This window comes from Acidicapsa borealis, from assembly GCF_059115245.1.
Map to the genome: position 1 here is coordinate 4662018 of NZ_JCACNY010000001.1, position 19059 is coordinate 4681076.

The following is a 19059-nucleotide window of genomic DNA, read 5'->3' on the forward strand; positions in this document are numbered from 1 at the left end:
CGGCAGAAGCGCATTCCCTTCGGGAATGACAAACAAAAGAGCAAAAGCTTAGGGCATCGCGAAGTTCGCGATGCCCTTTTGTTTGGAGCTTACTTTGGCTTACTTGCCTTTTAGTTTCTTGATGAGGTTCTTGCCGGCGAAGCCTGCTGAGACTGCGGCGCGCTTGGTGTTGTCGAGCAGGGCTGACTTGCCTGGAGGCGTGGGGTTGATGCCCATTTTGCGCAGGTAGTAGTTGGCCTGGTAGACGTGCTTGCGGCGGGTGTCCTTGTACTGGTAGCTGACGCTGAAGGAGGTGGAGATGTTGTTCGGCGTGCGGAGCCAGTGTGGGGAGTTGACCGGGATGTGGACACCGGTGCCGGGGCGCATCTGGTAAACGAAGGCGCGGTCTTGGAATTCAGGCTTGTACATGCCTGCGTTGTTGTCTTTGGACCAGAAAAGTTCGAGCTCGGTTTCCGGGGTGACGTCGCGGTCGTTGCGATCGAAGATGTTCATCTCTTTTTGACCGCGGACCTGCATGAGCAGGTTGCACTCGCGATCGATGTGATACGCGGTGGTGCGGTTGGGCGAGGTGAAGAAGATGATGGCTTCCTGGCTCTTTTTGTCCTGGTCGATTTCGCGTCCGGTGAGGTGCTTGATTTCCTTGAGGCACTGCTCGAGGAGCTCGTTGTACTCGGGATCCTTTTCGAGGTGGCGGAGCATCATCCAGCCGCGGGACTCGAGGATGTTGTCGTAGACCTCGTGGGAGGTGAGCTTGCGCTCGGGGAGTTCTTTCCAGCGCTGGCCGATGATGATTTCGCCGTGATCGTAGTAGGCGTGGTGCTTGAGCTCCGGATGATCGAGAATCTGGCGGATGCGCGGGAACTCGAACATCGGGTGATCTTCGGTGAAGCAGTGCTTGAACTCGAAGGGCAGTTCATCGAAGTCTTTTTTCCAGCCGGGGTTGGTCGCGTCGAAGATAGGAGTGGTCACAGGCTTCTTCCCTGTGGACGCGGCGACGGTGCTGGATTTTTTAGTTTCTTCGGCTACGGCTGTGGCGTTCATACATCCTCCCAAGGCATTGGGGATAAGTGCAATCTATCGCAGTGCTAAGACGATGGACAAATGGTTTCTGTTGTCTTTGCTTCTTAATCAGGCTAGCACGCATGTGAATGAAAAAATTGCCGTTTCGAGGGACGAAGGTGGGAGGAAATCTGCACCAAAAGTGTGTAGTTCTTTGGTTACTTGGTGGTGACCCCGCATGTAGTTCTTAACAACATGGCATCTTCGCCGCCAGCGAAAGTAGTACAGGACTCAGATCGGAGCGAAATGCGTACCTCAGGGGCTAAAGCCCAGCTGATTTTGCTCGCTTTATGCCGGGGATAAATCCCCGGCCTACCTCAAAGACGGCCTGTCAGCCAGCTTCAGACATAAGGCTACTTGGTTGGCGGTTGGGCTGGCTGGGTTGTGACTGGGTGGGCGAGCCAGGTTTGGAACTTGATGGCTTCGGGGTAGGGTTGCTGGGGGTTGGAGAGGAGTGGCTGAGGCTCGTTTTTCAGGGTTTGCTTGAAGAAGGCGACGAGGTAGGCGTTGATGATTTCGGCGGCGCGTGGGACGGCCAATGGGCCTACGCCGGAGAGGCGGCTGAAGGGCGTGAAGAAGCCCTTGTCGTCGAAGTTTTCGTGGCCGATGCCGTCGATGATGACATTGTAGCCGCCGTAGGTTTCCCAGGAATGGAGGAGGTTGGCTTCGCCGACTTTGCCCATCTGGAAGCGGATGCGGATGCCTGGATCCGGGGAGTTTTCGCTGCCGGGAGGCAGGCCCTGGAGGTTGGCTTTGAGGCGGAAGAGGGGTTTGGGCAGGCCGGATTCGCCGACGGGGCCGTCGAGTACGCCGTCGAGAATGGCGGCGGAGAGGACGCGGGGGTCTTCCTTGGCGAGCTCGGCGGAGGTCGAGCCGCCGATGGAGTGGCCGAAGGTGCCGACGTGGGTGAGATCGAGGTGCTGGTAGAACGGGCTGCTCGGGGAGTGGTTTAACGGCTCCAGTTGATCGAGAAGGAACTTGTCGTCGTCGGTCTGGATGCGGATTTCGCTGTTGGCAAGGGCCATGCGTTCCTCGAAACTCAGGAGCGGCTGGGACTTGAAGTCGCCGAGGTCGGGCTGGTTGCGGCCGTCCGCGATTGAGCCGTCATGGAGCTGGAGGATGGAGGCGTTCCATGGATGGCCGATGCCGATGACGACGAAGCCCTGGCTGGCCAGCTCCTGCATGATGAAGGTGCTTCGGTTTTTAAAGCCGCGCCAGGCGGGGTTGAAGAGGATGACGGGGAATGTACCGGCGGCGAAGGGGCCGTCCTGGATGTTGGCGGTTTTGAGGATCGACTGGTAGCGGGAGCGGGGTTCGCACTCTTTGAGCTGGCGGTAGAAGGCGCGTGGGCCTTCTGCTGACGCGGCGGGGTACCAGATCTGGACGACCACTTCGCGCTGGCCGGGGGGAGTGTGGGGATGCATCTCTTTGCGGCTGGGGTCGATGAAGTAGAGGGTGCGGGTGGCTACGGGGTAGGGGCCGGTGGTTTTGGGCAGGTGGAACATGGGGAGGGTGTAGCAGATGGCGAGTCCGGCTGCGATGGAGAGCGTGGCGAAGATGCCGAGGAGGATGGAGGCGCGCCGGGGGGTGCGGCGATTTGCACTTTGGAAGACCAGGATGAGCGTGATGATGGCGAGGGCGAGATAGATGGGGCCCATCTGCCAGTGGGGCCGCTCCAGCCAGAGGTGGATGGGAACGAGCAGGACGGCGAGGAGCGTGATGAGGCGCAGCCAGAGAGGCCAGGCGCGGCGTGCGAAGAGGGTCCACGCGAGTGCCGGGATACTAAGTACAACGATGAGACCTTCGAGGGTGCGCATGTGAGCCTCTGCTTCTTTGTCTGATTTGAGTTGAGCGTAGCACATGGAAAGATCTATATGGGACGGGCTTACGACTAAGCGGGAAGGGTGTACAACTTCCGAGGCAGCGAAGGGTTTTGGCGAAGAGACCACAGGCTATACTTGGGTTGAACTGCTATCCCCCTGGCGGTTCGGAGTATCGCGCCGCAAGCTTTTGCCGATACATTCGCCAATGTTTGTTCACTTTTGTACAGCATAGCCGGGGATATCTTTGTCCCCTCACGGCAAGGCCATGATAGCGAATTCATCCTATGAGTGTTGATTTAGAAGTCGACGAACTTACTGAAGAGAGCCGCGACGAAGCGCAGTTCAAGTCGCTGGAGTCACGCGCGCTCAAGGGTACGTATTACGTCGTTGCGTTTTATGGTCTAGCTCTGGCGATCCGCATGGGCAGCAGCATTGTGCTGACCCGCTACTACGCGCCGGGCATGTTTGGCTTGATGACCCTGATCACGACGGTGATTGTGGGTCTTACCTTGTTTACACATATCGGTCTCGAAGACAGCGTCATTGCGAATCCGCGTGGGGATGAAGAGGTCTTCATCAACACGGCGTGGACGATCCAGGTGTTGCGCGGGATAGCTGTCTGGCTGGTGACGGTGGTGCTGGCGTGGCCGGTGGCGCATTTTTATGGGCAACCATCTTTGATCTGGCTGTTGCCGGTCGTGGGATTTGGATGCGTCATTGGCGGATTCAGTTCGCCGAAGCTGCTGGTGCTTTCGCGCAATCTTGGCGTAGGCCGGTCTTCGCTGATGGAGTTGATCTCGCAGGTGGTGCTGTTCGGGGTGACGTTCCTGTGGGCGCGCTACTCGCCAACGGTATGGGCTCTCGCTATAGGGCGAATCGTTTCCGAGCTGGTACGGACTGCCTGCACCTACTGGCTGATTCCAGAGGGGATCAAACCGCGGTTTGTCCTGGAAAAGAAGTCCATTCAGTCGCTCATCAGCTTTGGACGCTGGATCCTGATTGGGACGATTCTGACTTATCTTGCGAATCAGTCTGACCGGCTGATGCTGCCGAAACTTCTGCCGCAAGCCACAGCTCTGACGATTCTGGGTATCTATGGGATTGCCTTTTCGCTTTCCGATTTGCCGCGGCAGATCATCCAGATGTTTTCTTCGAAGGTGGGTTTTCCCTTCATTGCGAAGTTTGCGCATCATCCCCGGCCTGAGTTTCGGCTGGTGATTTTGAAGTACCGCATGATGGTGCTGGCGGCGGGCGCTGTGCTGCTTACCGGCACGATCTGTTTGGGTGATCTGTTCATCCTTCACGTGTACCGGCCGATCTATCACGATGCGGCCTGGATGATTGCAATCTTTGGTCTGGGGTTGTGGCACACGCTGCTTTACAACACGATTACGCCGGCGATTTTTTCCTTGCAGAAGGCGCATTACAACGCATTTGGCTATCTGCTGTACTGCATTGCTCTGTTTACCCTGCTGCCGATCGGGTACATGCAGTTTGGGTTGGCGGGGGCGGTGGCTGCGGTGGCGATCAGCGATCTGCCGATGTACTTCGTGAATGTGTATGCTTCGCAGCGCCAGGGTTTGGGAATGCTGCGCCAAGATGCGTACATGACAGCTTTCTTCGTGGTGACACTAGCGGCAGGCATGGGTATTCGGCACTTGTTCGGACTGGGGCTTCCCTTCCCCGGTCTGCATCCTTGATCACGGACGATTTTGTAGCTCATTTCGCCATGGAGAAGATACGGCAGCAAACTCAGAGCACTGGATTCGCATCGAACAGAGGAATGAATGCGATTCTCTCAAGACAATGCTCCTCGATCCCGTTCGAGAAGAAAAGGCAGCGTGGAGTGTAATTCGCTCCTGGAATTTGGTAAGAATGATGTAAGTCGCGAGTTTGTGCTTGCAAAGCATAGAGACTTCCCGAATTCTTATGTCACAGTTTGTTTTTCTGACTACTACGACTTCAAGGACTAGATTCGTTGCCTCTCCAATTTCAGAAGCGAAGTGCAGATGTGCCGCTGATCCGGTTTTTGCCGGATGAGGGAGCAGGTCTGACACTTGTACCAGCGCCGAACCAGGACGCGGCCCGCTCCGTTCCGTTGGAAGAGATTCGTGTTTTGACATCCGCGGCTGAGGGGCTTGGAACCACGGTTGCGGATCTGCTGCTGACCTCGTTTGCGTGCCTGCTGAGCCGGTTGACACGGCAGGATGTGGTGGCAATCTGGGTCGGCCCTGGAGAATTCGTTCAGTTCAATCTGGAAGGCGACAGCTCGTTTCGGGAAGTTGTGAAGCAGGCGGCGAGCCGAACCAGAGGTACTCAGGTTACTGACCAGTCGGTGCAGTATGAATTCCGGGCTGACGGTGCGGACGCGGCTCCTGTCATGGCGTGCGGTCTGCATCTTGAAGTAACGGAGATCGGACTTCACTTGAAGCTGACGAGCCCGATCGGGCTCTGGCAGGCTTTGACCCTGAAGAAATGGCTGGCATATCTGGTTTCGCTGGCAAATGGCGCGGTGGCGAATCCTGACATTCCGGTGACGCATTTGCCGCTGTGGAGCGAGGAAGAAGCACGCACGTTCTATGCGGCACTCAACCAGACAGAGACTGAGTTTCCTGGGGCCGCCACGGTGCCGGGGCTGTTTGCGGTGCAGGCCGGCCGCCGGTCGGAAATCACGGCGGTTGCGTGCGGTGGGCGGAAATATTCGTACCGCGAGCTGTGTGAGCGGAGCACGGAACTGGCACTGCAACTGATTGCGGCTGGTGCGGGACCGAACCGGGCTGTGGCGGTCTGTATGGAGCGGTCGGTTGATCTGCCGATGTCCCTGCTGGCGGTGCTGAAGGCTGGCGCGTATTACGTTCCGCTGGATCCGCACAATCCGAGCCAAAGGCTGTTGGGAATTCTGGAAGAGTGTGCGCCGGTGGCGCTGCTTTCGGACAGCAAGATTGCCGGATTGCTGGAGTCTTCGCTGCTCGAGACACCGGAAGCATCCACTTTGCGGGTTCTGCGGGTGGATCAGTTGCAACTGGATAGCCGCCGGACGAAAGACGCCGGGCTTGTTGCGCAGATGAAAGCGATCCAGCCGGATGACCTGGCGTATACGATTTACACCTCGGGAACGACGGGCAAGCCGAAGGGCGTGAGCATCCGGCACAAGTCGTTACGGAATCTGATCTGCTCCATGGCGAAGAAGCCAGGCGCGACTGAGACTGACCGGACGCTGGCTGTGGCACCCATTTCGTTCGACATTGCAACGATGGATATGTTCCTGCCGATCTGTACTGGCGGAACCCTGGTGCTGGCGAGCCGCAGTGACTCGGTAGACCCGTTCCGGCTGGCAGACCTGCTCCAGGAGCACGACATCACCTGCCTGCAGGCGACGCCTGCGACCTGGCGGATGCTGGTGACTTCCGGCTGGCGGGGGAAGCGCGGGCTGAAGATGATATCGGGCGGTGAGGCGATTCCGCGCGAGTTGTGCAATGAGTTGATCCGACTGGGTGGCGAACTTTGGAATTGCTATGGCCCGACCGAGACGACGATTTACTCGGCAGTGCTGAAGATCGAGTTGGAAGACGGAATTGTGCCGGTCGGACCGCCGATGCCGAGCACCACTTTCTACGTCATGGACAAGGGTGGAAAGCCTGTGCCGCCGGGAGTTCCGGGCGAGTTGTACATTGGCGGAATAGGGGTTAGCCCCGGATACGTGGTACGGCCGGAGCTGACTTCGAAGCGGTTTGTGAGGGATCGGGTGGGGCCTGATCCTGACGCGACGCTTTTTTGCACCGGCGATCTTGTGCGGTTGACACGGGGAAACCAGTTTGAGTTCTATGGCCGGCTGGACCACCAGGTGAAGCTGCGCGGATTCCGGATCGAGCTGGGCGAGATTGAGTCAACGCTGCGGTCGCATCCGGCGATTCACGATGCGGTGGCGGTGCTGCGCGAAGATATTCCGGGTGAGCCGCGGCTGGTGGCTTACGTGATTGCGGCGGGGCAGTTGCCGGGGGCGGCTGAGCTGCGGGATTATGCGGCGAAAACGCTGCCGGAGTACATGCTGCCTTCGATGGTGGTGACGCTGGAGGCATTTCCGCTTTCGGCGAGCGGCAAAGTCGACAGGCGGGCTCTGCCTGTGCCTGAGTCAGTGCCGGGGCAGGTGGCGCAAGAGACGCCACAGTCGGCGGCAGCCTCGGACGAGCTCGAGGCTAAACTGCTGAGCATTTTCCGGGAGGTGTTGCGGAACCCGGCGATCGGCGTCACGGACAGTTTCTTCCGCTATGGGGGTTATTCGCTGCTCACGGTGCGGCTCTTCTCGCGGATTGACCGGGAGTTGAAAGTCCGGTTGCCGATTACGCTGCTGTTTGACGCGCCGACGGTGCGAGAACTGGCAAGGGTGATTCAGCATGGGATCAAGCCCTCCGTGATTGTGCCGATCCGGCCGGTGGGGCGTTCTGCGCCGATCTTTGTGGTGCAGTCTTATCTGCTGTATGGCGCAATGCTGGACATTGTGGAAGAGGATCGGCCGATTTACGGTGTCCGCGAGATGGCCAATGAGCGCGAGCCGATGTCGGTGGATGAGCGGGCGCGACAGTTCTCGAAGGAAATTACGGAAGTGTGCCCGGATGGCCCGGTATACCTGGCTGGCTGGTGTGCGGCGGGAACTTTGACTGTCGAGATTGCGCGGCAGTTGCGCGAATCTGGCCGTGAGGTCGGGATGGTGGCTCTTTTTGATGCGGAGCGGCCCGGGTTCAAGCTTCCGCAAGGATTCAAGTTCTGGCTGAAGCGGAGTTGGACGAAGTTCCTGTATCACGTTGGACGTCTCGGAAGCCTTCCGTGGGCAGAGAAGTTCACTTACCTTTTTGAAGCGGCAGAGCGGAACTGGGATCTTGCGGTGGAATCGTATTACACGGCTAACTATCGCAGTATGATGTGGCTGCAGAAGCGGTTTGGGCTCTCCTTATCTGAAGCCGCCTTCAATAGTGTGTACGCGAATATGATCGCTACCGATGATTCGTATGGGCGCACGTATCCTGGCCGGTTGAACCTGTATCGCGCGAAGGATGTGCCGAACTTTGCCGAAGCGGACGAGACGCTGGGGTGGCAGACGGTTGCCGAGGGCGGGGTTAAGGTAGACTTTGTGCCGGGCGATCACGTGTCGATGTTCAAGAAGCCTCACATTTCGAGCCTAGCGCGCCGTTTGCAGAATGAGTTGCAAACGTCTGAAAGCGCAATGTTTCAGAATTAAGCGTCTTCCTCAGGGCAGGGTGACAGGAACGCCGCCGTCAAAGTGCTGGTACTCGACCTCCTTGAATGAGCCGGTGTTGCCTGTGCCTGGATTGCCGGGGGCGGCTTCGAGCAACGGCTCGTGAGTTCCCTTCAATACATGTGAAAAGAAGGCGAGCGCGTAGGCGTTCACGATGCTGTGAACGCGGCGGGGGGCTACCGTACCGCGTGGCGTCCAGGCCTCGATGGGCGAGAAGAGCGAGCGGTCGGTGAAGTCGATGTGGTGGGTGCCGGCGATGAAGAGCAAGTAGCCGCCGTGCTGCTTCATGCTGCTGGTGACGTGGTCGTAGTCCTCGATGGAGAACTGCCAGTTCTTACGCTCGGGGGTGTCAGCCGCGTCCCTGGGCTGTTCGGGAAGGACGCCTTTCTTGTCTTCGTAGATGACCATCATGGGCTTGGCGAGGGTATGGTCGCGCATGTCGCCGAACTCCCAGCCGTCGAGGTTGAGGATGGCTTTGACGCGGGGGTCCTGGAGCGCGAACTGAGCTGAGGCTGCGCCTCCGATGGAGAAGCCCATCACGCCGACACGGGACATATCCATTTGCTGGTAGAGCGGGCTGTTGGGGTCCTTGTTCATGGCTTCGAGCTGGTTGAGGACGAAGGTGTCGTCGTCGGCTTCGATGTGGACGTACTTGCCGCCGAGAGCCCATTGCTCTTCCACGCTGGTGTGTTCGAAGTTGCCTATGTTGGGGGCATTGCGGGAGTCGGTGACGCGGCCGTCAGGGAACTCAACGAGGCCGCCGAAGAAGGTGTGGTCGATGGCGACAACGATGAAGCCGTGGCTGGCCATCTCTTCGGTCTGGTAGGTACCTTCGGAACGTTCGCCGTTCCAGCCTGGATTGTAGATAAGCACCGGATAGGGGCCGGCGGGGTGGACGGGAGCGTCTTCATAGGAGTTGGTCTTTAGGACGGAGCGATAGGCTGCGCGATCGGTGACTTCCTTGCGGCGCTGATAGACAGCTTTGCGGGCGAAGTATGAGGGATTTGCCGGGTACCAGGCCTGAACCATCAGTTCCCTGTTGCCGCTGGGCGAGGGGCCGTTGTCTTCCTTGCGGGCTGTGTCAACGAGGTGGAAGATGCGGGTGCCTACGGCAAACTGGCCAGTGGGCCGAGGCAGGTGGAACATGGGGAGGAGCCAGCAGAAGACGATTGACGTTGCGACGAGAAGGTAGCAGCCGATTCCTATGGTCAGGAAGGCCCAACGGCGCCAGTGGGCGCCAGCGATGGCATAGACAATCAGCAGAAATCCAGCGAGATAAAGGGGATTGAGCTGCCAGTGCGGGCCTTCGTAGAAGACCTGTGTGAGCAGGGCGATTGCCAGAAAAAAGCAGACGATGCGTAATGCGCGAAGACGGGCGGGCGCGAAGAGCATGACGGACATTGCTGCGATCTCGAGAAGGCAGCTCAGGATTTCAAACGGGCGCATGACTCCTGCTTGGAACGATTTGAATTTGGGGGAATTCAGTTCTAAGACTACACCGCAGTGCGCGGACTTTCCAAGTCTGAACTGGCAGCGGGGGTTTGGGGCTTGCGGGGGCGGACCTTGGCGGGGACGCCGACGGCGATGGAATTGGAAGGCACATCTGTAATGACGACGGCGTTGGCTCCGATGGCGACGTCGTCGCCGATGCGGATGGCGCCGAGGACTTTGGCTCCGGCACCAATGTCGGCGCGGTCGCCGATGACGGGTGCGCCGCGCTGGCCGGTATGGCGCAGACCTACGGTTACACCGTTGCGGATGACGCAGTCGTCGCCGAAGGTGGCGTCTCCGCTGATGACGATGCCGCCGAAGTGGTCGATACGAAAGCGGCGGCCGAGCTTGGCTTCGCATGGAAGATCAATGCCGGTGAGGATTTCAGAGAGCAGCTTGAGGAACTTGTAGAGGATGGAAAAGGGCAGGCGGATGATGCGGTTGCGGATGCCATAACGCCAGTTGCCGAAGCGGTAGACGACCATGACCCAGAGGCCCTGGCGCTGCCATTCGCGGTCGTAGGTGCGCCAGTCTTCGCGGAGGTTGTCGAACACGCTTGCTCCCTTGGTGTGGCTGTATGCGGCCAACCGGATTTTATCGGAAATCAGGCGCTCATATCGCGCCGTTTGACCTTAGACTCGACGATGCCGTACTTCTGCAACTTGTACAGGAAGGCTTTGTACTCAATTTGCAGGGATGCAGCGGCCTGGCGGCGGTTCCAGCGGTTGGCTTCGAGGGCGTTCAAGAGCAGCTCTGTTTCAGCGATGCGGGAGGCTTCGGCGAGACGGTCGAGTCTGTCGGGTAGCCGAAGATCCTCGGGCTTTTCTGCTTCGCGGGAGCCTGGTGAGCCCAAACCTGGGGTCTCAGGGAAGTTTGCGAGATTGGCCAGCGCGGGGCCCTGGCGCATTTCGTTGGCGGAGTCGCGGAGTTCCTGCATGATCAGGGCTGCGTCCTGGTAGACGAGGAAGCGGCGCATGACGTTTTCGAGCTCGCGGACGTTGCCGGGCCACTGATAGTCGAGCAGGAACTGCTTGAGGTCGTCGCGAATGGCGGGGGCTTTCTGGCCCTGGGCAAGATGACGCGCGAGGAGAGTTTCGGCCAGGGGCAGGATCTCGTCGCGACGTTCGCGCAGGGGTGGGATGACAATTTTGACTACGTTGAGGCGGTAGTAGAGGTCCTCGCGGAAGGTTCCTTCCTGGATGGCGCGGGTGAGGTCGCGGTGGGTGGCGGCCATGACACGGACATCGACGCGGATGGTGCGGTTGCTGCCGAGGGGCTGGATTTCGCCGTCCTGGAGGACCTGGAGGAGCTTGGTCTGGAGGCGGAGGTCCATGTCGCCGATTTCGTCGAGCAGGATGGTGCCGCCCTGGGCGGTTTCGAAGCGGCCCTGACGGTCGGCTGTGGCTCCTGTGAATGCGCCTTTGGTGGAACCGAAGAGTTCGCTTTCGGCGAGTTCAGGCGGGAGGGCGGCGCAGTTGAGCTTGAGGAACGGCTTGTCTGCACGGCGGGAGTAGGCGCGGAGGCGGCGGGCCATGACTTCCTTGCCGACGCCGGTTTCGCCGCTGAGCAGGACCGGAACCTCGGCCATGCCGACGCGGCGGAGAAACTCCTCTGAGTAAGGGAGGACGGTGCCGGTCTGCTCGGCGGTGGTCTCGGCCGCGGATTGCAGGGCCGCCCAGGCGGATGACTTGATGACTTTGCGCAGGATGGCTACGGAGTCAGGGTGGTTGAGGGGCTTGTCGAGGACGCGAACGGTGCGGCCAGCCCGCTGGAGAGCTTCCGGCAAGGGACTGCGTTCCTGAGCTGCGAACAGCATTTGCAGTTCAGGACGGAGACCGCCGAGTTCGGCGATGGCGGCATAGTCGCTCTGGCGGCGCATCAACACATTGAAAACGACGACGCCGGCAGGGCAAAAGGGTTCACGCAGGTAGGCGATTGCCTCTTCGGCGGAGAGGAAACAGAGGGCGCAATATCCATCAGCGGCCAGACTCTGGACCAGCTGTTCGTGCATTTGCGAGTTCTGTACAACCAGAACGATGTGCCCGCCCATGAATCCGTGACCTCTCCGTATGCCCAACACAACACTGATACTGAGGCGAGGCTTCGCCTGACTGGCGGACGATTCCCTGATGCCCGGACTATCCGGCAGTTTCGCGGATCCCTTGTCCGCGCGGGAAACAAATTGTTTCAAGCCCCTGAAGCGAGAACCGCCACCGACACTCTTCCCCTCAGGTGTTCGAGTGCAAGTGGGTCGGCAGATTGCTTGGAGTATACGTGGACTGAGAATGGTTAGGCAATCCAAATCGCGGCGGGCTTGGGGCGGGATCGCGTCTTGAATCTGCGGGTCGCTCAACAGTGGACAGCCTCGAAAGCTGCGAGGTTTCCTGTGCATGGTGTTGTTTTTTTCCGGCGAGCGAGCCAGTGCATTCCCGTCCTCGGGGGAGCGGCGCACTTGGTCTGGACTCTTGAGCGACCGGCACGATCGGAGGAAGGACACGGGGAGACGCGCACAGAAATTACGTAAGTAACTATTTTAAACGGCCTAAATAGATTACCTGTATGCGTATCTTTCCTACTTATTAAGTTACCTAAAATTAGGCGAATGTGACTTAACTTTTCTAATTGAACTTACCTAAGTTTTAACTAGTTTCCTTGCCACGCAGCACATCTTTTCGTAGTTCGGGAAGTATGGAAGTTTTTTGGGAAAGTTCCGCGGTTCCGATATCAACAATATGTTGTCAATGGGCTGGTGCAGGGTTTGGCGCTTGGATTGCATACCAACGTGGTCAGTAACAGCCTCTCTGCCCCCGCAGAATGCTGCAAAGCCTATTACGAGTGAGAGAGACCGTGACCTTGAATCGAGACATCTACCCCAATCTGAAGCTGCGGATGTACACGACGGGCATCCGTCAAAACCGCCTGGCGCGCATGCTTGGCATCCACGAAGCCTCGTTGAGCCGCATCATGAACGGCTTCCGCGAGCCCACCGGCGATATACGCGTGCATCTTGCCGAGATCCTGCAGAGCGATCCGGACTGGTTGTTCTACAAGATGCAGATTAATGATGAAGTCGCCTTCACAGACGGTCATCTCGCGCTTCACCAGTAGGTCCAGGGTCCCGAGCGAAGAAATCGCCGGGAACTCAAGGGATCTCGACGACTCGAACTGAGGGGAGAGCTGATAGCTCTCCTGCAGCGAAGGGGTGTCGCTAGTGAAGTGAAGTTCTTACCGCGCGATGGAGTAAGACATGGTGAATGCTACTTGTACGACTGTTGCAGTCCTTGGTGTACCGTTCCACAACGTAACGATGGATGAGACGGTTGCTCTCATCGAAGAACAGATTCGCGAGGGTGGCTTTCATCAGGTGGCGACGGCGAATGTCGACTTTCTGAAGAATGCTATGCAGGACGAGGAGCTGCGGGAGATTTTGTGCTCCTGTGAAATGGTTGTTCCGGATGGGATGCCGATTGTCTGGATGTCCCGGCTGATCGGTACGCCGCTGAAAGAACGGGTAAGCGGGATTGACCTGGTGGAGCGGCTGGCGGATGTTTCGGCGCGCCGCGGGTACGGTGTATTTCTGCTGGGAGCGAGCGAGGTTTGCTCGCAGCGGGCGGCCAAGGTGCTGCGCCAGCGCTACCCGGAACTGCGGATTGTGGGCCGGTATTCGCCCCCACCGCAGCCGCTGGAACGGATGAACCATGAAGAAATTCTGCGCCGGATTGAAGAGGCCCGGCCGGAGATCCTACTGGTGGCGTTTGGAAATCCCAAGCAGGAACGGTGGATTGCGATGCACCGGGAGCGGCTGAAAGTGCCGGTCTGTATTGGTGTGGGCGGGTCGCTGGATATGCTTGCCGGTTCGCTGTCGCGTGCGCCGCGGTGGATGCAAAGCAGCGGATTGGAGTGGATGCACCGGATGGTGCAGGAGCCGAAACGGCTGGCGGTGCGTTATTTCCATGATGCAGTGTGCCTGATCCGGCATCTGCCGGGCTACATTGCCGCGACTGCCGTGCAGCCGAAGCGATCGAAGAGAGTCGAATCGAGCATCGTGGTGCAGCAGGTGGGCAACACCAAGCTGATCTCGATGATTGGAGACCTGACCGGGGCGGCGCTGGCGGAGTTCAATGCCTGCAGCCGGGATGCACACAGGGAAGGCATGAATATTGTGCTGGACATGTCGCAGACGGGGTATATGGGTCCGGAGTCGCTGGGGTCATTGATCTACCTGGAGAGCCGGATGCGGATGCGGCGGGAGCAATTGTGGCTGGCGGAGCTGCCTCGACATTTAGGGCGGGTTCTGCGAACTGGGCAATTGCATAACTATTTCATGACGACTACGATGGTAAGCGACGCTCTCTACCGTACGGCCAAGGCGGAACAGCGCCAACTGGCCAGTTTTGCTCCGACCTGGGAATCCACCGGGCAAGAGACGGCGTACGTAGACGTCCGCATCGAGCTGCTGCAGGATGTTTGCCGGCGGATCATCTCGGCGGAGGAAACCGAAGACCCGGCCCTGGTACCAGATGCCTTCGCGGCGAGCGCGGGCAGTTAAGTTGTCTCCTGGGTCGTGGAGCACGCAACCGGTACCACTCATATGAGGTAACGACCGGCTTTGGCATCTCTGACTCACCTACTCTTGACATTGCTGGGCGCGGTGCTGCTGGCCGCGACTCTGCCCCTGGTGCTGGAACTGACGATGGTCACGCTGGCGAACTGGCTTCCCGGCGGACGTGTGAAGGCCAGGACTGCCGCTACGGCGGGGTTGAATCTGGCTATTGTTATGCCGGCGCATAATGAGGAGCTGCTGGTCGGTAAGGCAGTCGCGAGTTTGCGGACTGCGGTGGCGGCCAGTGGGGCTGGTGGCGACACGAGGATCATGGTGATCGCGCACAACTGTTCTGACGGGACGGCGGCTCGGGCGGCTGAAGCTGGCGGCGAGGCGATTGTTTACAACGATCTGGCTGCCAAGGGCAAAGGGTTCGCACTGCGGTATGGGTTCGAGAAGGCTCTGGCAGAGGGTGCCGACGCGGTCATGGTGGTGGATGCGGACTCGACGGTGACGCCGAATACGGTGGCTGAGGTTCAGGCTGCGTTTTCTGCTGGTGCCCGGGTGGTTCAGTGCCGATATGAGATGGAGAGCACCACGGAACGCTCCAGCACGCAGTTGGCGGCACTGGCTTTTCGCGGGTTCAATGTTGTCCGGCCGCGGGGCCGGGACCGGCTGGGGCTTTCGGCGGGGATTCTGGGGAACGGGTTTGCGATCTGGGGTCCGGTGCTGACGGCGGTTCCGTATGACGCGTTTTCTGTGGTGGAAGATCTGGAGTACCACCTGCACCTGGTGATGGCCGGGGAGCGGGTGCGGTATCTGAATGATGCGGTGATTTCGGCCTATTTCCCTGAGTCTCGGGCGGGCGAGTCGGTGCAGCGTTCGCGGTGGGAAGGCGGCCGCATGGGTACGGCGCGGAACCTGGCGCTACCGATGCTGGGCAAGATGCTGGGTGGCCGGTTTGCGATTTGTGAACCACTCTGCGATCTGACCGGGTTGCCGCTGGCCTATGGGGTTTTCGCGCTTGTGGTCGCGGTGTGTCTGCCGTTGGTCTGGCTGCGCTGGTACGCCGGTGTTGCGCTTGCGGTGGTGGTCGCTCATGTGCTCACGGCGGCGTGGGTGGGACCTGATTTCCTGAAGTCATTGCAGCTGCTTGCGTTGTCTCCGCTCTATATTTTGCGGAAGCTATGGATGATTCCCGGGGTGATTCGCGGGGCCAGTTCGAAGGCGGAATGGGTTCGTACGGAGCGAGATAACACCTTGTAGGGATTGAGGCTAACACTGTCTTCGCGGATACTAACGAGTTAGAAGGCAGACCCGGCGCTACTTGTTCTACCCGTAGCGCGTCAGTAAAGACAACGCCCGATTGAGAAGTAACAATCTCTTGTATCGGACCACTTTTGAACAGCGTTGATCTGGATCTATCTGGGTATCTCCTTCGGAGGGTTGCAATGAAGTACCGATTCTCACCCGTATCTCTGGCTTGTGGCGCGATGGCGTTGAGCCTCGTTGTGTTCGGCTCTGCTTCGCTGGCGGCGCAGGCGACGCCTGACCCGGCTGCGCCAGAGACCGCGACACCGCATACATCTGATGATCCGAAACTGACGATTCGCTCGGAAGAGGCTTTGAAAAACTTTGAGCCTGCGGCGAATGCTGAATATGAGCTTGGGGCGGGCGACGAGATCAGCCTTGATTTTCCCGGGCGGCCGGAACTGACGGCTGCCGGTAAACAAGTTATCGGCCCGGACGGACGTATCACGCTGCCGCTTGCCGGCGGAATCCATGTGGCTGACCTGAGCCGTTCCGCGGCGCAAAAGGCAATTGTGGATGCGCTTGCTCCGTATTACAACGATCTGACCGTGACGGTGCGGGTGGACAAATACAGCTCGAACCGGGTGCAGGTGCTGGGCTATGTGCAGCATCCCGGACAGATCCTGTTCGATGAGACGCCGACGCTGCTGGACGCGATTGGACGCGCCGGGCTGATTGTCCCAGTTGTGAAGGAAGGCGTTTCGAGCGCCAATATCGGGTCGAGTATTCCTGAATCCTGTACCATCTATCGCGGCGACAGCGAGGCGATCAATGTGGACCTGCGCAAGTTGCTGATGAATGGCAACCGGCTGAGCAATCTGCGGCTGAAGCGTAATGACCTGGTTTATATCCCGCAGCCGAAGGAATCGTTTGTGTCGGTGCTGGGCGAAGTAGGCAAGCCGGGCACGATTGCTCTGACGCGGGATTCGACGCTGACGTCGATTCTTTCCGAGGCTGGGTGCTGCGGTGAGGGTGGCGGTTTCAATCCGGAGATCCAGATTCTGCAGCCTTCGACCAACAAGACATACAAGGTCAAGTACAAGGACATCATGACGCTGAAGGGCCAGACGGAGTATCCGCTGCACTCGGGCGATGTGATCATTGTGCCGAAATCAGGGCTTTACAAGGCGACGTGGATTCTGCAGCGGATCAGCCCGGTGGCTACGATGGTCAGCCTGGCGGCCTTGGTGGGCGCTGGCTGATCCTGGCGCACTGCTTTCCTTTTTAAGCGATGCGGAATTGGAGATCTCCGCAAGCTGCTGAACCGGTGGGATGCCGGCCAACGTAAGAACCGATCTCCAGACACCCCCGAGGATCACGACGCATGCATATGACACCGAGCAGCAACGCGGAACCGCAGACACCGAATTCGGCGCAATATCCGCTGCGTCCGGCTTCCAAGGTGAGCCCTATCCGGATCAACGTGAAGAAGAGCCTCCGCCTGCACCCTGTTGCATCGCTGGTGGTGGGTCTGCTGGTGCTTGGCGTGGGCCTGGCGGTGATTGCCAAGCATAAGCCGAACTACGTGGCAGTGAGCACGATCTACGTATCGCCGACGACGCCGAAGACGCTGGTGGAAGATCAGGAATTGCAGCGGCCTTACGACACGTATATGGCGCAGACCGTGCATGCGATCAACCGGTACGACATCATGGCGGCGGCGCTGAAGAAGCTGCCTCCGGGCCTGTGGGCGTACCCGGGTGAAACGGAGCAGTCGGCTGTGCAGCGGCTGCAACAGTCGCTGGACATTTCGCGCATCGGTACGACTTATCAGGTTGCCATTGCGTTGGACGGACCCCGCCCGGAACACCTTGCGGAGATCGTCAATACGGTGACGTCGGTCTACATCGAGAAGGCCAAGAGCGAAGAGTTCTATGGGCGCGATGAACGCCTGCAGACGCTGCGCGATGAGCGGACGAAGGTCGAGACGGAGCGGGACGGGCTGCTTGCCGAGCAGAACAAGATTTCGAAGGGGCTGGGGGTTGCGGCGTTTGACGCGAAGGGTTCCAACCTGGTCGATTCAGAGAATGCAAAGCTCCAGAGCGACCTGCTGGCGGCGCGCGAACAGCGGATTCAGGCTGAAGCCCGGTTGAACTCGTTGAAGACCAGTGATCCGAATGCGCCGACTTCTGCACTCAATGCAGAAGCGGACGAAGTGGTTGCCGGTGATCCGGGCTTGATGGCTCTCAAGACGAACCTGAGCCAGAAGCGGGCAACGCTCCTGGATCAGCTTGCCGGAATGACGCCGCTGAACCCGGCACGCAAGCAGACCGAAGAGCAGCTGGGACAGATTGAAAAAGAGCTTACGGACATGCAGAACCGGCTGCGCAAGACTGCAGCTGACCGGCTGGAGCAGAAGGCACGGACGGCTCTGAACTCAGCTTCGATGGTGGAATCGCGGCTACAGGCTGACATGATGCGCGGCACGACCAAGGCCAACGATGCGGCTCCGCGGATCCAACGGGCTGAAGCGATCCAGGCCGATCTGGAACGGTTGCAGGCACGGTATTCGGCGATTGACGACCGCATCAGCAATCTGGAACTCGAAAGCAGTTCGCCGGGATCGGTGCATATCTTCTCTCCAGCGATGACACCGCTTGGGCCGGAGAAGAGCAAGATTGTGGCGCTGCTGATTGCGATTTTCCCGCTGGCGCTGATTGCCGGCGTGATTACGGCGATCATTATGGATCTGCTGGATCCGCACATTTACACCGGCACGGATGTCGAGGCAGTGCTAGGCTTTGCACCGATCGGCATGCTGTTTGATGATCGCGAAGTCACGCAGATTGTCTTTGATGAATGCGCGCTGCGGCTGGCGGCGGGCGTGGATCATGCGGCGAGGCTGGCGGGTGCGCGAACGTTTGTGATTACCGGCGTGAATACTGGCGCGGGAACAACTTCAATCATTGAGAACCTGGGAAGCATGCTGGCCAAGCTGGGCCGCAAGACGCTGGTGATTGATCCCTCCGGCAACAACGATCCGGTCGCCTTTGTGTCGACAGGGACGGGGCTGCAGCGGCGTCCAGTCACCTTTGGTGATGGGGGCGTACCTGCTCCGGCGCCTACATCCACGGAGTTGCAGACGGTCAAGCCGGGACGAAACAACCTGCCTGCGCGGATTGCGCCGTTGAACAGCTTTGTCTTCGACAGCTTCAAGACGGTTTCTGCTGGATATGACATTGTGCTGATCGATGCGGCACCGCTACTGCTATCGGCTGAGACGGAATATCTGGCTCGCATGGCCGACGTAACCGTGCTGGTTGCCGAAGCCGGCAAGACCAAGAAGGCGTGGCTGACCCGCGCAGCGCGTCTGCTGGAGCGACTGGGTGTCGCTGGTGCGGCCGCGATCGTCAACAAAGTACATCCGGCACGCGCAGAAGAGGCGCTCAAGCATGATCTGCGCGAGTTCGAACTGCGTACCGACCGGGTGAATCTGCAGGAGTGGTGGAAGCCGGGACGCAAGAACGCGCGACCGGGCGCGGCTGCCTCGGTGCCTTTCGAGAAGGACAAAACGCCTGCCGATGAAGAAGATGTGATGTACGCCCGAGATATCTGATCCGAGTCGGAACACCCGCGTT

Annotated in this window: 12 protein-coding genes; 7 read left to right on the top strand and 5 right to left on the bottom strand. The window is 59.2% G+C overall.

All coding sequences use genetic code 11. From position 1 onward, the window contains the following. Nucleotides 1–99: 99 nt before the first annotated feature. Both AC5S27_RS19075 and AC5S27_RS19080 read right to left on the bottom strand, forming a co-directional pair. The gene (locus tag AC5S27_RS19075) at nucleotides 100–1041 is read right to left on the bottom strand and encodes a hypothetical protein (RefSeq protein WP_493936147.1); all 942 of its coding nucleotides are present in this window, start codon (nucleotides 1039–1041) and stop codon (nucleotides 100–102) included. Nucleotides 1042–1412: 371 nt separating this feature from the next. Then, complete coding sequence (locus AC5S27_RS19080; protein ID WP_493936148.1) at nucleotides 1413–2876, bottom strand: alpha/beta hydrolase family protein; 1464 nt, start codon at nucleotides 2874–2876, stop codon at nucleotides 1413–1415. Nucleotides 2877–3166: 290 nt separating this feature from the next. On the opposite strand from AC5S27_RS19080, the gene AC5S27_RS19085 reads away from it, so the two are divergent. Then, complete coding sequence (locus AC5S27_RS19085; protein ID WP_493936149.1) at nucleotides 3167–4582, top strand: oligosaccharide flippase family protein; 1416 nt, start codon at nucleotides 3167–3169, stop codon at nucleotides 4580–4582. Nucleotides 4583–4860: 278 nt separating this feature from the next. Next, the gene (locus AC5S27_RS19090; RefSeq protein ID WP_493936150.1) at nucleotides 4861–8118 is read left to right on the top strand and encodes a non-ribosomal peptide synthetase; all 3258 of its coding nucleotides are present in this window, start codon (nucleotides 4861–4863) and stop codon (nucleotides 8116–8118) included. A 9-nt stretch (nucleotides 8119–8127) separates the two neighbouring features. Here AC5S27_RS19090 and AC5S27_RS19095 read toward each other — a convergent pair whose 3' ends face one another. The 3 genes from AC5S27_RS19095 to AC5S27_RS19105 are packed head-to-tail and all read right to left on the bottom strand — an operon-like array spanning nucleotide 8128 to nucleotide 11677. Then, entirely contained in the window at nucleotides 8128–9582 is a 1455-nt protein-coding gene (locus AC5S27_RS19095) for an alpha/beta hydrolase family protein (protein ID WP_493936151.1), read from the bottom strand. Nucleotides 9583–9629: 47 nt separating this feature from the next. Further along, nucleotides 9630–10181 (bottom strand): serine O-acetyltransferase, encoded by a 552-nt coding sequence (locus AC5S27_RS19100; RefSeq protein WP_493936152.1) that lies wholly within the window; start codon nucleotides 10179–10181, stop codon nucleotides 9630–9632. Nucleotides 10182–10231: 50 nt separating this feature from the next. After that, the gene (locus AC5S27_RS19105) at nucleotides 10232–11677 is read right to left on the bottom strand and encodes a sigma-54 interaction domain-containing protein (protein WP_493936153.1); all 1446 of its coding nucleotides are present in this window, start codon (nucleotides 11675–11677) and stop codon (nucleotides 10232–10234) included. A 797-nt stretch (nucleotides 11678–12474) separates the two neighbouring features. Here AC5S27_RS19105 and AC5S27_RS19110 point away from each other — a divergent pair. The 5 genes from AC5S27_RS19110 to AC5S27_RS19130 all read left to right on the top strand — a co-directional run bounded on the left by AC5S27_RS19110 (nucleotide 12475) and on the right by AC5S27_RS19130 (nucleotide 19037). Continuing rightward, entirely contained in the window at nucleotides 12475–12735 is a 261-nt protein-coding gene (locus AC5S27_RS19110; protein ID WP_493936154.1) for a helix-turn-helix domain-containing protein, read from the top strand. A 139-nt stretch (nucleotides 12736–12874) separates the two neighbouring features. Then, nucleotides 12875–14176: a WecB/TagA/CpsF family glycosyltransferase gene (locus AC5S27_RS19115; RefSeq protein ID WP_493936155.1), complete on the top strand. Its 1302-nt coding sequence runs from the start codon at nucleotides 12875–12877 to the stop codon at nucleotides 14174–14176. Nucleotides 14177–14236: 60 nt separating this feature from the next. Beyond that, nucleotides 14237–15436, top strand: a complete 1200-nt coding sequence (locus AC5S27_RS19120; protein WP_493936156.1) for a glycosyltransferase family 2 protein — start codon at nucleotides 14237–14239, stop codon at nucleotides 15434–15436. 185 nt (nucleotides 15437–15621) lie between these two features. Further along, nucleotides 15622–16683: a polysaccharide biosynthesis/export family protein gene (locus AC5S27_RS19125; protein ID WP_493936157.1), complete on the top strand. Its 1062-nt coding sequence runs from the start codon at nucleotides 15622–15624 to the stop codon at nucleotides 16681–16683. A gap of 122 nt (nucleotides 16684–16805) precedes the next feature. Further along, on the top strand, nucleotides 16806–19037 hold the full coding sequence (locus AC5S27_RS19130; protein ID WP_493936158.1) for a GumC family protein: 2232 nt from the start codon (nucleotides 16806–16808) through the stop codon (nucleotides 19035–19037). The last annotated feature ends 22 nt before the right edge of the window (nucleotides 19038–19059 follow it).